13 protein-coding genes are annotated in these 16,959 nt (G+C 34.4%); 9 read left to right on the top strand and 4 right to left on the bottom strand.

The window, feature by feature from the left end:
• Positions 1-19 precede the first annotated feature (19 nt).
• The gene (locus tag LNP81_RS06880; RefSeq protein ID WP_230034483.1) at positions 20-2,794 is read right to left on the bottom strand and encodes a 2-oxoglutarate dehydrogenase E1 component; all 2,775 of its coding nucleotides are present in this window, start codon (positions 2,792-2,794) and stop codon (positions 20-22) included.
• 116 nt (positions 2,795-2,910) lie between these two features.
• Between LNP81_RS06880 and LNP81_RS06885 the strand changes: the two genes are divergently transcribed.
• Positions 2,911-3,462, top strand: a complete 552-nt coding sequence (locus LNP81_RS06885; RefSeq protein WP_230034485.1) for a hypothetical protein — start codon at positions 2,911-2,913, stop codon at positions 3,460-3,462.
• Positions 3,463-3,527: 65 nt separating this feature from the next.
• Positions 3,528-4,109 (top strand): hypothetical protein, encoded by a 582-nt coding sequence (locus LNP81_RS06890; protein ID WP_230034487.1) that lies wholly within the window; start codon positions 3,528-3,530, stop codon positions 4,107-4,109.
• 5 nt (positions 4,110-4,114) lie between these two features.
• Here the strand turns inward: LNP81_RS06890 and LNP81_RS06895 are convergent, their stop codons facing one another.
• The gene (locus LNP81_RS06895; RefSeq protein ID WP_230034489.1) at positions 4,115-4,468 is read right to left on the bottom strand and encodes a hypothetical protein; all 354 of its coding nucleotides are present in this window, start codon (positions 4,466-4,468) and stop codon (positions 4,115-4,117) included.
• A 40-nt stretch (positions 4,469-4,508) separates the two neighbouring features.
• Positions 4,509-5,534 (bottom strand): LacI family DNA-binding transcriptional regulator, encoded by a 1,026-nt coding sequence (locus tag LNP81_RS06900; RefSeq protein ID WP_065451582.1) that lies wholly within the window; start codon positions 5,532-5,534, stop codon positions 4,509-4,511.
• 164 nt (positions 5,535-5,698) lie between these two features.
• Here LNP81_RS06900 and LNP81_RS06905 point away from each other — a divergent pair, with 164 nt between their 5' ends.
• The 3 genes from LNP81_RS06905 (at position 5,699) to LNP81_RS06915 (ending at position 11,697) form a co-directional block, all read left to right on the top strand.
• Positions 5,699-8,338 (top strand): TonB-dependent receptor, encoded by a 2,640-nt coding sequence (locus LNP81_RS06905; RefSeq protein WP_230034491.1) that lies wholly within the window; start codon positions 5,699-5,701, stop codon positions 8,336-8,338.
• 283 nt (positions 8,339-8,621) lie between these two features.
• Complete coding sequence (locus tag LNP81_RS06910) at positions 8,622-9,842, top strand: MFS transporter (protein WP_230034493.1); 1,221 nt, start codon at positions 8,622-8,624, stop codon at positions 9,840-9,842.
• Positions 9,832-11,697: an alpha,alpha-trehalase gene (locus LNP81_RS06915; protein WP_230034495.1), complete on the top strand. Its 1,866-nt coding sequence runs from the start codon at positions 9,832-9,834 to the stop codon at positions 11,695-11,697. The genes LNP81_RS06910 and LNP81_RS06915 overlap by 11 nt, the downstream gene beginning before the upstream one ends.
• 308 nt (positions 11,698-12,005) lie before the next feature.
• Here the strand turns inward: LNP81_RS06915 and LNP81_RS06920 are convergent, their stop codons facing one another.
• Positions 12,006-12,980 (bottom strand): polyprenyl synthetase family protein, encoded by a 975-nt coding sequence (locus tag LNP81_RS06920; RefSeq protein WP_230034496.1) that lies wholly within the window; start codon positions 12,978-12,980, stop codon positions 12,006-12,008.
• A 268-nt stretch (positions 12,981-13,248) separates the two neighbouring features.
• Here LNP81_RS06920 and LNP81_RS06925 point away from each other — a divergent pair, with 268 nt between their 5' ends.
• From LNP81_RS06925 to LNP81_RS06940, 4 genes are all read left to right on the top strand, one after another.
• Complete coding sequence (locus LNP81_RS06925; protein WP_065451577.1) at positions 13,249-13,770, top strand: YceI family protein; 522 nt, start codon at positions 13,249-13,251, stop codon at positions 13,768-13,770.
• 107 nt (positions 13,771-13,877) lie between these two features.
• On the top strand, positions 13,878-14,477 hold the full coding sequence (locus LNP81_RS06930; protein WP_194615199.1) for a TetR/AcrR family transcriptional regulator: 600 nt from the start codon (positions 13,878-13,880) through the stop codon (positions 14,475-14,477).
• A gap of 10 nt (positions 14,478-14,487) precedes the next feature.
• The gene (locus LNP81_RS06935; protein ID WP_194615200.1) at positions 14,488-15,822 is read left to right on the top strand and encodes a TolC family protein; all 1,335 of its coding nucleotides are present in this window, start codon (positions 14,488-14,490) and stop codon (positions 15,820-15,822) included.
• A 9-nt stretch (positions 15,823-15,831) separates the two neighbouring features.
• Entirely contained in the window at positions 15,832-16,899 is a 1,068-nt protein-coding gene (locus LNP81_RS06940) for an efflux RND transporter periplasmic adaptor subunit (RefSeq protein WP_230034498.1), read from the top strand.
• Positions 16,900-16,959: the final 60 nt, after the last annotated feature.

Here is a 16,959-nt window from a genome sequence, read left to right on the forward strand (position 1 = left end):
GAAACTTGAAACATTTTTTTTATCTGAATAAATCTTTATCGAATACCATTCTAATCGCATCTGCATGACGACGTTTTGCACGTGTGTAACTTCCTGATGCTGGTGCAGCATAAGCTTTTAACGAAGCTAATCTCCATTTTACAAGATCAAAGTTCATTAACATAAAGCTGTAAGCTCCCATGTTTTTAGGTTCTTCCTGAGCCCAAACATAATCGTCAGCATTTGGATATTGTGCGATGATTTCTTTAAGTTGTGCAGCAGGGAAAGGGAATAATTGCTCGATACGAACAACTGCAACGTCATTTCTTCCGTTGTTTTCTCTTTCAGCAACGATGTCATAGTAGAATTTACCAGTAACAAAAACCAATGTTTTTACTGCTTTTTTATCTACTGTATTATCATCAATTGTTTCCTGGAAACTTCCTGTAGCTAATTCATCTGCTGTAGAAACACATCTTGGATCACGTAATAAACTTTTTGGAGAGAAAACTACCAAAGGTTTACGGAAATTTGTTTTCATTTGTCTTCTCAACAAGTGGAAGAAGTTGGCTGGAGTTGTACAATCTGCCACATACATATTTTGTCTTGCACAAAGTTGTAAATAACGCTCCATTCTTGCAGAAGAGTGTTCAGCTCCCTGTCCTTCATATCCGTGAGGCAATAATAAAACAATACCGTTTTGGTTGTTCCATTTATCTTCACCACATGAAATGTACTGGTCAATCATGATTTGTGCTCCATTAGAGAAATCTCCAAATTGAGCTTCCCAAATAGTCAACGCATTTGGATTCGCTAATGCATATCCATAATCAAAACCAAGAACACCATATTCAGATAAAAGAGAATTGAATACGCCAAATTTTCCTTTTTTGTTTTCGATACTATCCAATAGAATTACTTCTTCTTCAGAATCTTCCACTTTAACTACAGCATGACGGTGAGAGAATGTACCACGCTCTACGTCCTGACCTGAAATACGAATATCAAATCCTTCTGTCAAAAGTGAACCGTAAGCTAGTGCTTCTGCAGTTCCCCAGTCAATAGTATTATTGTCGTATCCGGCTTTTCTGTCGGTAACAATTTTAGTTATTTTATTAATAAACTTTTTGTCTTCAGGTAAAGTAGATATTGTAGTGATAATAGAATCCAATCCTTTTTTGTCAAAAGTAGTATCTACTTTTTCAAGCATTTGAGTATCTGTTACCTGAACAAATCCATCCCATTCGTTTTTCATGAATGGAGTTATAATAGTCAAATCTTTTTTACGGGAAGCTTCTAAGTTCTCCTCCATAGTAGATTTGTATTCTTTTTCTAAAGCGTTTACATAAGATGCATCGATTACGCCGTCAGACAATAATTTTTCAGCATAAATATCTCTTGGATTTTTATGTTTTGCGATGATTTTATATAAAACAGGTTGAGTAAAACGAGGTTCGTCACCTTCGTTATGACCGTATTTTCTATATCCTAATAAGTCAATAAATACGTCACGTCCAAATTGCATTCTGTAATCTAATGCAAAAGATACCGCATGAACAACAGCTTCAGCATCGTCAGCATTTACGTGCAATACTGGCGAAAGTGTTACTTTGGCAACATCTGTACAGTAAGTAGAAGAACGAGCGTCTAAGTAGTTAGTAGTAAAACCAACCTGATTGTTGATTACAATATGGATTGTTCCTCCGGTTTTGTAACCATCAAGCTGAGCCATTTGAATGATTTCGTACAAGATACCCTGACCTGCGATTGCAGCATCTCCGTGAACGGCAATTGGTAATACTTTAGAGAAATCATTTGGATAGTATTTATCTTGCTTTGCTCTTGTGATTCCTTCAATTACAGCTCCAACCGTTTCTAAGTGAGATGGGTTTGGTGCTAAATTGATATTGATACTTTTTCCTGTTCTTGTTTTTTTGTCGGCAGTAAGACCTAAGTGGTATTTTACGTCACCATCAAAATATTCCTGATCGTAATCTTTACCGTCAAACTCACCAAAAATATCCTGAGTAGATTTTCCGAAGATGTTAGCCAAAACGTTCAAACGACCACGGTGAGCCATTCCCATTACGAATTGTTCAACACCTTTTTCAGCAGCCTGTTCGATCAAAGCATCCAAAGCGGGAATAATAGATTCTCCACCTTCTAATGAAAATCGTTTTTGACCTACGTATTTAGTATGCAGGAAGTTCTCGAAAGAAACTGCCTGATTTAATTTATTTAAGATAGTTTTCTTTTCTTCAGAAGAGAAATTAGGCTGATTAACATTTACAGCCAGTTTATCCTGAATCCATTTTACAACGCCAGGATTTCTGATATACATATATTCAATACCAATATGCTGGCAGTAAATAGATTTAAGTCGCGTTATAATGTCTTGCAAAGTAGAAGGTCCCACTCCAATAGTCTGAGCAGCATCAAAAACTGTAGAAAGATCAGCAGTTGTTAATCCGAAATTTTCTATGTCTAATGTTGGAGAAGATGTTCTGCGATCACGAACCGGATTTGTTTTTGTAAACAAGTGGCCACGAGTACGGTAGGCATCGATTAACTTTAGTACATTGAATTCTTTTTGTAGTTTGTCAGAAACAAGACTACAATCTGTGTTGTCGCTAGTTACATACTCAACGATTCGTTGAACTGGATTTTCGTCATTATAAGTCGTTTGTCCAAAGTCGAAACCTTGAAAAAAACTTCTCCAGCTTGGCTCAACGCTATCTGGATTTACTAAATACTGATCATATAATTGTGCGAAAAACTCTGTATGCGCTGCATTTAAAAATGAAAACCTATCCATAATATTAGTGAATATACTTTTTGTTAAATAGAAAGGCAAAAGTACAACAATCGCATTTATTTAAATCTTTTTTTTACGTACTTTTACGTAAAAATTTGTTAAAAATAGACTTAACTATGAATTATAATCAAATTTCAATCGTTTTCAAATCTTTTTTTGTGATTTTGGCAGTGCTGTTTTCAACTGCGGTAATTTCGCAGCAAAAATACGTTATTGATAATAGCAATCATTTTTGGGACAAAGTTCAGTTTGGTGGAGGACTTGGTTTAGGAATCGGGTCAGGCTACACCGATATTTCTGTAATGCCAAGTGCTATTTATAATGTAAACGAAATTGTGGCTGTTGGTGTTGGTTTGCAGTTTGGTTACTTATCTTCAAAAAGTTACTACAATTCTTTTGTTTATGGAGGAAGTGTGGTTGGTCTTGTAAATCCTATTCCCGAAATTCAATTGTCTGCAGAGTTGGAGCAGGTGCGAGTAAATACAGATTATAATTCGACCCCTTACAGACCAAGTTATTCTGATAATTATTGGAATACGGCCTTGTATCTTGGTGCAGGTTACAGAACCGGAAGTGTTACCATTGGTGCGCGTTATGATGTTTTGTATGATCCTGATAGAAGTCTTTATGGATCCGGGTTTATGCCTTTTGTGAGGGTTTATTTCTAAAGTTGCTATCCCGAAGCTTCGGGACTGAGATACTAAGATTCTAAGTTTTTTTAAATAATCTAATAGTGAGAAAATATATTTTTGTACTTATTATCATTGTAATTTCGAGTTGTAATAATTCTAATAAAGTAGAAGTTGCATCCAAAAAGGTTGTAAAGAAAGAATTAAGACCTTTTTTTGATTCGGATAAAATAGATCATTATTATTTAGATTTTTCTAAACGGGAGTTTGAACATTCATCCAATGATAATACTGGGCAGAAAGAAAAGAAAAAAGAATTCTCAGGTTTTTTTTACGGGCATTATCCTGATAGTATTCCGAAGAAAGATTTTGAAAAGCTTTTATTAAAATACGAATACAAAAAATCAAACTTGTCAATTAAGCAAGAAAAAAAGATTGAAAATGTTTTTAGCGAAAAAGATTCATTGCAAACTACTTTTGCTGCCTGCATTGCAGAATATAGAGATATTTTTATTTTTAAAAAGAAGGAAAAAACAGTTGGAATAGCAAAGATTTGTTTTAAATGCGGCCGCTACCAAATTATAGGAAGTAAATTAGATACTAATGGATTTGGACTTTGGTCTGAATTGGATAAATTAAAAAAAATCGTAAGACCTGAAAGTTATAGTATTTTGTTGACTAACTAACTTTTTTACTTGTAATAATTTCTAAACCAAACCTTCTGCCACTCTCTTTTTAAAATCAAAAAGGCAACTTGTTCAGCGAGAACAACCAAATCTGATCCGTCTAGTTTTTTAATTTCTTCTTCAGATACATCAATAATATAAAGCAAATTCAAATATTCAGCAAATTTGTACTGAATCATGCGGTAGATTTTTTCGTGAAGCTGAATTTTTAGTTCATCGGGAGAAATGCTCATCGGAAAATCAATTCCTTCATTGGCCAAATTAAAGTCTTTATTGATCTGCTCAACAAGGCTCAGGTATAGATTTTCTTTTTCGGCATCAGCCAATAAAAAATCGGTATTTTCAGGAATCGGAAACATTGATGCTTTTTAAGATTGAGGCAAAGTTAGAATTAAAAAATCATTTAACTGTCGATTCTCGCTCAATGATTCTTGTAGGAAGTTCAATAATTTGATGCGTTACCGGACGATGCTCTTTTATGTCGACAATTTCATCAATTAAAAGTGATACGGCCTGATGTCCCATTTCGAATCCGGGCTGATCAATTGTGGTTAATTTAGGTGAAATAACCGTACTCATAAACCAATTGCTAAAACCAAAAACCGCAACTTGTTCCGGCGTTTTTATTCCGGCTTCATTAAAGTATTTAATAATCCCGATGGCAACCAAATCAGTAATGGCAAAAATGGCATCGATATCCGGATTTTCGGTCATTATTTTTTGAGCATTTTCGTAGCCGTCTTCAAAATCTGTATTGTTATCGCAAACGTAAACCAATTTCGAATCGTACTCAATTCCGTGTGCTTCAAGCGCCCTTTTATAACCTAGAAAACGATCGATCGAGTTTTGCGGAACATAAGAACCTCTAAAATGAGCAATTTTTTTATATCCTTTATTAATAAGGTAAGAAACCGCATCAAAAGCTGCTTTTGCATCATTGATAACCACTTTGGAGCAATCTACCCTTTTGGCAATTTTATCAAAAAGAACAACGGGGGTATTTTTTCTAATGGCTTCATTAATATGAGTAAAATCGTCTGTCTCGTTAGAGAGCGACATTAAAACCCCGTCAACTCGTTTTTGAATTAATAAAGCGAGCTGTTTTTTCTCGAGCTCATATTTTTCGTTTGATTGTAATATAATGACCAGATATCCTCTTTTTTCGGCTTCTTCGAGAATACCATTTAGTACGCTCGAAAAAAAGTGATGAACCGTAGCCGGAATAATAACGCCAATGGTTTTGGTTTCGTTGGTTCGAAGATTTACTGCAACAGAATTGGGGATGTAGTTCATCGTTTCGGCCATTTCAATAACCCTGGCACGAGTAGACTTACTAATATCTGTATATCCTTTTAACGCTTTTGAAACCGTAGTAACCGAAATTCCGAGTGCCGAGGCTATATCTATTAATTTAGTGTCATTCATGAAATAAAAGTACTAAAAATAAAACGGATTGATAAGTTTTTAACTTCCGAAAACGTTTTAGGTGTTTTCGAAAACGTTTTCGATTTTTAATTCGTAAATTCCTTTATGATTTGTAGTTAAGTTTGACAGTGATAACCATAATTACTAACTAACCAAACAAAAAAATGAAAAAGCTACACCAGTATTTAGGCACATTATTTTTAATGTTTTGCCTATTTTTTTTACCAAATAAAGGGCTTGCCCAAAATACCAATACAGTTTCCGGAAAAGTGCTTGACGATAGCGGAGTAACCGTTCCCGGAGCAAATGTATCGATTAAGGAAACCGGTAAAAGTACCGTTACAGATGAAAACGGAGGATATTCGTTCTCGAATGTCGAAGCAGGAACGTATACCATTATTGCAACCAATGTGGGTTATAAAACCTTCGAGAAAAAAATTGCCATAAAACAAGGAGAATCCTTAGAGGTAAATTTATTGCTTGAAGGAGAATCTCAAAGCTTAAAAGAAGTTGTCGTTACAGGATCATCAACGCCAAGATCAAAATTAGAGTCGAGCGTTGCGATTACGACAATGGGCGCCAAAGCAATCGAAGACAGAGCGCCGTCGAGTACAGCAGCATTGCTTCAAACTATTCCCGGATTTGTGGTTGAAGCATCTGGAGGAGAAATAGGAAACAACCTTTTCGCAAGAGGAATTCCGTCTGCGGGAGCGTATGAATATGTACAAATTCAGGAAGACGGATTGCCGGTTTTTGAAGATGGAGCTTTACAATTTGCCAATGCCGATACTTTTTACAGATTAGACGAGACCGTTAGTAAAATGGAAGCCGTTCGTGGAGGTTCGGCCTCAATTTTTGCCAACAATGCTCCTGGAGGAATTATCAATTTTATTTCGAAAACAGGACAAAATGATTTTCAGGGAAGAGCCAAATTCACGACTTCAGATTACGGAATGTTCAGAACAGATCTTAATTTATCAGGCGCTTTAATTCAGGATAAATTATTTTTTAATGTTGGAGGTTTTTACAGAGCCGATAACGGAGTTAGAAACACCGGTTTTACAGCCAATAAAGGAGGGCAAATAAAAGGAAACATCACCTATAAATTTGATGATGACGATTATTTGAGAGTAAACTTTAAACACCTTGACGACAGAAATACATTCTATTTGCCAATTCCACTAAAAAGTAATAACGGAAAAGTAGAAGGAATTCCTGGATTTAACCCAAATTACGGAACGTTGACTTCGGTAAATTTAAGTCACTTAAATGTACCTCAATATGGCGGCGGAACTTTTAGCGCAGATTTAGAAGATGGTTCTCACCCAATTATCAACTCTATTGGAGCTGAATTCAAAAAGAAAATATCGGAGAAAGTAACGTTCAAAAATGCTTTCAAAAACACGAATATAGATTTAAATTACAATGCGATTTTCCCAAATGGAGGACCGTGGACACAAGATGGCTATGCAACAGATGTTCAAAATACAACAGCTAGTAATCTAACGTATTCTTATGTAGATAACGGACAAACGCTGGATCCAAACGCTTTGATTATGAGAGCAGATCTTTGGCATATCGAGAAAAAGATGAATAATTTTGCTAATAATTTCTCTTTCAATTTTGATTTAGATCCAGTGAAATTAACAGCGGGTTACTACTATTCGAACTGGAAATCAAATCAATACTGGAACTGGAATTCTTATTTGGTAGGTGTTTCAGACAATCCTAGATTATTAAATGTAAAAGACAATACCAGCGGAGTAGATCATACCTGGAATGGTGTAGAAAGAATCACCTGGCTAGAAAGAGATGCACAAACCAAAGGAGTTTTGAATGATATTTATGCTGATGCCGAAATTAAAGCAACGGATAATTTGACTTTCAACGCTGGTTTAAGATACAATAAAGACAAATATTCGGGCTACAGAGATAACGCCAGATTTGGTGCTGAAAACTTAGGGATTTTAGACAACAATACGGCTGATGATGCAGTAACAACGGTAAAAGGAAATCCGTATACCTATTGGAGATATGATGTGAGCGAATGGTCTTATACAGCTGCAGGAAATTATAAATTCAATGATAAAATGGCTTCGTATGTTCGTTACAGCCACGGATTTAGATCGCCAATCGAAGAATCTTTTTATGATAATGCAGCAGATTTAAGCAAATTGGAGAATACAGAAGTAAATCAGTTTGAATTAGGGTACAAATATGCAAGTTCATTTTTCTCTGTAAATGCGAATTTATTTCACATGAATCTAAAAAATGTTGCTTTCACGGATATTTTATCTGACGGAAGTTCTGAAAACAAATTTGCAGACGTAAACAATATTGGTCTTGAAGTAGAAACTAATGCCAGATATAGCATTGTAAAACTGAATTTTACATTCACAGTTCAAAAACCGGAATACGATAATTTTACAGGAACAAATGCTGATGGTTCGACCTTTGATTTCAACGGAAATACAGCACGAAGAATCCCTAAATTTTTCTGTAATCTAAGACCTGAAGTAGATATTACAAAAGATCTTACGGCTTATGTTCAGTTCTCTTACTTCGATAAAAAATTCACAAACCAGGATAACAGACAAGTTTTGCCAGCTTATAAAGAAGTTGGGGCAGGATTAAATTATACCTATAATAACCTTCGTTTTGCAGTTGATGCTTCAAACTTATTTAACGAAATTGGTTTAACAGAAGGAGATCCAAGACAAACAACATCTGCAGCAAGCGATGTGTTTATGGCAAGACCAATTTTAGGACGCGCGTTTAGATTTTCGGTAGCGATTAATTTCTAGATTTAACCTGTTGGGTTTAATAATTTTTAATACATAGAAACATAGAATTATTTGAACTGAAAAAAGGCGTTTCACTTGCATTAATACACATAGCTATGTGTGAGAAACGAGTTTCTTTTTGATTTACTTTTTTTAAATACATAAAATCTATGTTTCTATGTTTTTAGTTAAATTTTTAGCCATTACGCCCAACAAGGTTAAATAATATATATACGGTATCGTAGAGGCGCACAGCAGTGCGTCTCCGCACCGTAACCATAAAGCAAGACAAACAAATAAAAAAATGAAAAACTTAGGAATCAAAATCTCCCTTTACCTTAATTATTTTGTCTTCGCAATTTTATTAAACAGCGTAGGCATTGTGATTTTAAAATCGCAGAAAAATTACGGAGTAGATGAAGTTCAGGCGAGTATTTTAGAAGCTTTCAAAGACATGCCCATTGCTATTGTATCCTTTTTTATAGCCTCTTTTTTACCCAGAATAGGCTATAGAAAATCGATGTTGATAGGTTTGGCGTTGGTGACTTTGGCTTGTATTTCGATGTATTTTGGAAACTCATTCGATAATGCTAAAATTCTTTTTGCAACCGTTGGAGTTTCATTTGCTCTGATCAAAGTTTCAGTTTATTCGTTGATAGGAACCGTGACCGAAACCAAAAAAGAACATAATGCTTTAATGAGTAGTATCGAAGGTTTTTTTATGGTAGGAATTGCGTTGGCGTACTTTTTATTTCCCGCTTTTAATCACGAAAACGATCCTAATTCATGGTTAAATGTTTATTGGTTTTTGGCTGCATTATCGTTCCTGTCCTTCTTGTTTTTATTTTTTGTAAAATTCAAAGAACCCGAAGTTTCGGCAGGAGCAAATCTCAAAGATGATTTCCTGCAAATGTTCCGGTTAATGGCAAAATTACTTACCGTTATTTTTGTTATTAGTGTCTTTTTGTTTGTCATGATCGAACAGGGAATCCTTTCGTGGTTGCCAACATTCAATACAAAAGTGCTTCATTTACCGGAGAATATCAGCATTATGATGGCGAGTATTTTGGCCATTTCATTAGCGATCGGGAGATTGATAGCAGGTATCGTCACCAAAAAAGTCAACTGGATCTGGGTTTTAAGTTTCTGTATATTTTCGGCTATGTTGATAGTGATTTTTGTACTTCCCAAAACAGTTGGATTAGAAGTAAAAAACATCAATACACTTTCGGATATTCCCTTGATTGGTTTTGCATTTCCATTAATAGGATTGTTTATTGCGCCAATTTATCCTTTATTAAATTCGATTGTATTGAGTGCTTTACCAAAGAATCTGCAAAGTTCAATGACCGGATTAATTGTGATTTTTTCTGCTCTTGGCGGCACATTAGGTTCCAGAATAACAGGTTGGCTGTTTAAAAATGAAGGGCCGGAAAATGCATTTTATTTTACTTTAATTCCAATGTCTTTATTATTAATATCCTTTTTTATTCTCAAAAAAATAACTGCAAAAGATGAAATTTAAATTACATATACTCCAAACCATCGAAAAATTATTGGCTCAGGAAGATACTGATGGCGATAAAAAAATAACGATCGATGATAATGGTCCAAAAAAGTTTTTACTGCACGATGAAAAAGGCAATTCTGCTTTGATTGAAGGAACTTATCAGCTTTCGAATTTGTTGCAGGAACTGGCTTTGGCCAAAAAAAACAATACCGAATTTGCCGAAATCAATTTAGATGAAATCACCGAAGATCCTGTAAAACGAATTTCGGGAAAAATAAAAAATCTGTATTGGAAAGGCCTTACACGAACGATTGATGCTGATGGTGTAAAGAAAATTCTGGAAGACAATAAGATCGAAAATGAATTGGCGTATTTGTATGTGCCTTTTGGCGACGAAATAGTTTTTGATTATTTCAAGAAGTTAGAAGCCGTAACTCCAAAGTTGAAAGTGGTACAAATGCCCAAAAATATTTCGCCCGAATATGTTTTATCATTAAACAAAAAGCCGGGAATTTTAGCTTTGGCACTTCAAATTAAAAATAATGAAATTTCAGGAGTTCCGTTTGTGGTTCCTGGCGGAAGATTTAATGAAATGTACGGTTGGGACAGTTATTTTATTGCGAAAGGACTTTTGATTGATGATAAAATCGAGCTTGCTTTAGGCATTGCAGAGAATTTTAAATATCAAATTGATCATTACGGAAAAATTCTAAATGCCAACAGAAGTTATTATTTAACCCGCACGCAGCCACCGCTTTATACATCATTAATTATGGATGTTTTAGAAAAGTCGAATCCAGATATTTTCTGGATCGAAAGACATCTAAAAACCGCCATAAAAGAATACCAAACGGTTTGGATGGAAGAGGGAAAACGACTTACCGCAAACGGATTAAATCGTTATAAAGCAGAAGGAATCGGACTTCCGTTTGAAGTTGAAGAAGGTCATTTTGATGATATCTTAGAACAATATGCGCCAAAATATAATCTTTCAACCCGTGATTTTGAGAAGAAATATCTCGAAAGAGAAGTTGTTGATGCTGAGCTTGATAAGTATTTTATTCATGATCGCAGTATGCGCGAAAGTGGACATGATACAACGAACAGATTGGTTGGGGTTTGTGCCAATTTGAATACAGTTGCGATCAATAGTTTGCTTTATAAATACGAAACCGATATTGCTTTTTTAATCAAAAAATATTTTAAAAACGAATTTCAATATTTTGAAGACAAATCTTTTTCAAGTGAATATTGGCTTGAGAAAGCAGCTTCCAGAAAAGAAAAAATCAATCAATTGTGTTGGAATCCTGAAAACGGAGTTTATCTGGATTATAATTTTGTAAACGAAGAACAGCACTTTTTTGAGGCAGCTCCCACATTTTATCCGCTTTGGGCGAAAATAAGCACGCCAGAACAAGCAGAGATTTTGGTAAAAAAGACATTGCCAAGGTTTAAAATGAAAGGCGGAATTGCAGGATGTACCAAAGAATCGATTGCCGAATTAGACGAAAATGCACCAATTCGCCAATGGGATTATCCGTTTGGATGGGCGCCGCACCAAATGCTTTTATGGGAGGGTTTGCTGAATTATAATTTTAACGAAGAAGCGCAGGAAATGGTATATCGCTGGCTTTGGCTGATTACCAGAAACGCTGTTGATTATAACGGAACGATTCCGGAGAAGTTTGATTTATCGATAAGTTCACACAAGATTTTCGCAGAATACGGAAACGTAGGAACCGAATTTGATTTTATAACCGAAGAAGGTTTTGGCTGGATGAACGCTTCTTATCAATACGGATTGACGATTTTAGAAGATGATTTAAAACAAAAATTATCAGATTTAGTAGATCCTGATGATTTGTTTTAATTATGTTCAAATTTATAAGATGTAATTCATTCCGTAGGAATGCCTGGTTGGTAGATTTTTTTGATTGGATTAAAGGTATACGTTCCGTAGGAACGTTTGATCATGTTCGCAACATTCATTCCGTAAAATAGATGTCCCTACAGGACACCATGCAAATGTGTTAGTTTTTTTTTACCAACCAAATATTCCTATCGGAATAATTTATTCAAAATAATAAACCCGACAGGTTTTTAAAACCTGTCGGGTTTACTATGTGTAATAAAAGCGAAAAAAAATCATTAAAATCTTTTAATCTGTGGCAAAAAAAACTAAACCTTTCTTCCCATTAAATTCTCTCCAAAAGTTCTAAGAATATCTTTCTTTTCGGCGTTAATATCCATTTTTTCTAAAGTTTCAAAAGCTTTAAAAGTATACATTTCAATAGCATCCTGAGTCGCTTTTGAAGCACCCGATTCATTAAAAATAGTTTTTGCAGTCGCTATTTTCTCTGTATTATCATCTAGTTGTAAACTGAATAATTTTTCTAATTCTGAAGCCTTTTCAGGTGTAGAAAACTCTCTTGCTTTTAGGTATAAATAGGTTTTTTTGTTCACCATAATATCACCGCCAACTTGTTTTCCAAAAGTTTCAGGATCTCCAAAAGCATCCAGATAATCATCCTTAAGCTGGAAAGCCAGACCTAAATTCAATCCAAAATCATAAATAAAATCAGCTTCTTTTTCAGTGGTTTTGGCTACGATTGCACCCATTTTCATGGCTGCGGCAACTAAAACGGCTGTTTTATATTCGATCATTTTCAGGTATTGCGGAATCGTAACATCGTTTCTTTTTTCGAAATCAACATCCCATTGTTGTCCTTCGCAAACTTCAAGAGCAGTTTTGCTAAATAATTTTGCCAGGTCTCTAAAAACCGCTGGTTCGTATTGTTCGAAATACTGATAAGCAAGAATCAGCATCGCATCGCCGGAAAGAATTCCGGTATTCAAATCCCATTTTTCATGTACCGTTTCCTGTCCTCTACGCAAAGGCGCATCATCCATAATGTCATCATGAACAAGCGAGAAATTATGAAAAACTTCAACCGCCATTGCTGCCGGAAGTGCTACTTTATAATCAGTATCAAAAACTTCCGAAGCCATTAAAGTAAGTACAGGGCGCATGCGTTTTCCGCCAAGACCTAAAATATATTCAATGGGTTCATAAAGGTTTTTGGGCTCTTTACTAATACTTTGTTTTTGGAGATAAGTGATAAAAAAATCCTGGTATTGGCTAATATCGTGCATAAAATTTAATCTGAATTGCGAGCTCCAAAGATACGATTCATAATGAATTATTTCTTTTTTAAAGTTTTAAATGACAGTTTCCATTTCAAAATGACCCCAAAACCGTTAATTATTAATTAGTTAGAATTATTTTTGAAGAAACTTGGAAACTTTTTTGGTATTTAGAGTTTCCTGTCTATATTTGCACTTTTAATTGGAAACTCTGAACACTGTAAAAGTTTCCGTTGGGAATTTTAAAGATTTATAAATTCACTAAAATCAAATATTTATGAAAACAACATGGACCTTAGATTCTAGCCAATCAGATGTTTTAATCAAAATGAGACATTCGATAATTGCTTACATGGGAGGAACGACGAATAAATTTGATGGTTATGTGAACATCGAAGACAATGAAATTGAAGATGCATCGGTTGAGTTTTCTTTAGATATCAATAACAAAAAGGATAGCTTTCAGCAAATCGATACTTATTTACAACTTCAGGATTTTTTTGATGTAAATGAGCATCCTATCATTAGTTTTAAATCGACTTCTTTTCAAAAAATAAATAATAACATCAATTTCTTTAAAGGAGATTTAACGATAAAAGATGTAACCAGAGTAGTAGAGCTTGATGCTGAGTTTATTGGCGTTAATACTTACAATGGCGAGAAAAAAGTTGCTTTTGAAATTAAAGGAGATATCAAACGTCAGGATTTTGGTTTAGATTATAATTCGTTCAATCATAACGGAGGTTTAGCTTTAGGAAAAGATATTAAACTGATTGCAAATTTAGAATTCAGTATATAAATCTTACATAATGAATAAATTAATGTAAAATTATTACAAATATCACGGAAACTATTTTTCAGATTTTAGTTTCCTAAGTATATTTGTGATACAATTTGAAAATTAAGATGAAAGAGAAAATTATATCAAAAGCAAGTGAATTATTTTTAAAACTTGGTTTTAAGAGTGTTACGATGGACGATATAGCGGGTGAAATGTGTATTTCGAAAAAAACGATCTACAAATATTTTTGTAACAAAGAAGTGCTGATCGAAGAAAGTACATCAACAGTTCATCAGCAAGTACATGAAGTTATTGATACTATTGTTGCGAAAAATTATAACGCCATTCATGAGAATTTTGAAATTAGAGAGATGTTTCGCGACATGTTTAAAAACGCAACCGATACTTCTCCTCTTTATCAGTTAAAAAAGCATTATCCTGAAATTTATCAAAATATAATGACGCATGAAATTGATCAGTGCAACCATTATTTCAGGGATAATATTTTAAAAGGAATAAGCGAAGGTTTGTACAGACCTGATTTGAATATCGATTTATATGTAAAATTTTATTACACATTAATTTTTCATATAAATGCCACTACAGTCTCAGAAAGAGAAGCACAAAAAATTGAATTAGAAGCATTGGAATACCATACAAGAGCTATGGCAACCGAAAAAGGAATACTGGAATTAGAAAAACAACTTAAAAAAATTACTATTTAATCATCAATCTATGAAACGAATAATTCTTATATTTTTGTGTTCAATTGGCTTGTCTGCCAACGCACAAGTCAAAACACTAACCCTGAAAGAGGCTGTTGTATACGCGCTTGAAAACAAAGCCGATGCAAAAAAAGCAAAATTACAGGTTGAAAATAGTGAGTACAAGATTCAGGAAGTGCGATCAAGAGCGTTACCGCAAATTTCTGCCAACGGAAATTTAACATACAATCCTGTAATTCAGACTACAGTAATTGATGGTGCAGGATTTGGTGCACCGGGAACTACAATTCAGGCGGCATTTGGTCAAAAATGGACTTCGACTGCAGGACTTTCTTTAACTCAGACAATCTTTGATCAATCTGTTTTTACAGGATTAAGAGCTGCAAGATCTACTCGTGAGTTTTATCAAATAAACGATCAGTTAACAGAAGAGCAGGTAATAGAAAGAGTTGCTAATAACTATTACTCTGTTTACGTACAGCGCGAAAGATTGGTTTTATTAGATAGCAGTTATGTTAATACGACTAAAGTTCGTGACATTGTAAAAGGACAATTTGATAACGGTTTGGCTAAAAAAATTGACTTAGACCGTATTGTGGTTAAAATGTCGAACATTGATACAGAACGTCAGCAAGTAAAAAATCAAATTACATTACAGGAAAATGCTTTGAAGTTTTATATGGGAATGCCTATTGAAGCTCAAATCGAGATTCCAAAAGAAGAATTTGAAGTTGTTCCTGCTGCATTAACAGAAGTGCCAAATGTTGAAAACAGAACAGAATATTTGCTTTTGAAAAAACAAGAAGAGCTTTTGGTATATAATAAAAAAGCTGTTGAAGCAGGATATTATCCAACACTTTCTTTAACTGCAGGATACAATTATATTGGTCAGGGACCTGAAATGCCTTGGTTTGCAAAACCTAAAGACGGCGTTTACTGGTCAGATTTCTCTGCAATTGGATTGAATTTACATGTTCCAATTTTTACAGGATTCGGAACTCGTGCTAAAGTAAGACAAGCCGATGTAGAAATAAGATCACTTCAGGAAGATATGAAAGATACCAAACTTTCGCTTGATTTAGATTACAGAAACGCAATGGCTCAAATTGATAATAATCTTGTGACTATCAATAATCAAAAAGAAAATATGCGTTTGGCGCTTGAGATCTTAAGCAACACAAAAAACAATTACCTTCAGGGATTAGCATCATTAACAGATTTGTTAGATGCTGAAAATGCATCACTTGAAGCTCAAAATAACTATACCAGAGCAGTATTGAATTACAAAATTGCCGAAGTAGCACTAATCAAATCAAAAGGCGAACTTAAAACTCTTATTAAATAACTAAACAAAATGAAGAAAACTATTATAACAATCGTAATCATAATCGCAGCGCTGGGTGTGATTGGATATGTCTTAAATAATAATAAGAAAGAGAATAAAGCAAAAACAGATATCGTAGCAGAAAAAAATGCTGCAGTTTCAGTAAAAGTAGCTCCTGTAAAAACAGAAGAAGTTTCATTAGACTTTGTGGCTAACGGAAATTTTCAACCAATTCAGCAATTGACTTTCTCTGCAGAAAAAGCAGGAAAAGTAATTAGCGTTTTGGCTAAAGAAGGAGATTACGTAAGAGTAGGTCAGACTTTATTGACAGTGAGAGGTGATGTAATTAATGTAAGCGCACAACAAGCTCAGGCTGTTTACCAAAATGCAAAATCTGATTATGAAAGATATGAAAATGCTTTTAAAACAGGTGGTGTTACAAAACAACAATTAGATCAGGCAAAATTGGCATTAACAAATGCGCAGTCTAACCTAACACAAGCCAACATTAATGTTGGAGATACTAAAGTAAAAGCGCCAATAAACGGATTCATCAATAAAAAATACATTGAGCCGGGATCTATCCTGGCAGGAATGCCTGCAACTGCTTTGTTTGATATCGTAAACGTTTCTAAATTAAAATTAGTAGTTACAGTAAACGAAAATCAGGTTGCAAGCTTAAAAGTTGGAAACCAAATTAATGTAACAGCAAGTGTTTATCCTGATAAAACGTTCTCTGGAAAAATTACTTTTATTGCTGCAAAAGCAGATGAGTCTTTAAACTTCCCGGTTGAAATTGAAATTACAAATAATGTAAACAATGACCTTAAAGCGGGTATGTACGGAACTGCAAACTTTTCATCAAACCAACAAAAACAACACCTTATGGTTGTACCAAGAAATGCTTTCGTAGGAAGTGTGAGCAGCAACGAGATTTTTGTAGTTGAAAATGGTATTGCAAAATTAAGAAAAGTAACTGCAGGAAGAATTTTAGGAGATCAGGTGGAAATTATCAAAGGATTATCTGACGGAGAAACTGTAATTATTACAGGTCAAATTAACTTACAAGACGGTAATACTGTAGAAATTATTAAATAATTTAAAGCATTAAGCCAGACGCCATAAGCATTGAGCTTATTGCCTAAAGCCTACAGCCTA

This window comes from Flavobacterium piscisymbiosum (assembly GCF_020905295.1).
Taxonomy (GTDB): Bacteria; Bacteroidota; Bacteroidia; order Flavobacteriales; family Flavobacteriaceae; genus Flavobacterium; species Flavobacterium piscisymbiosum.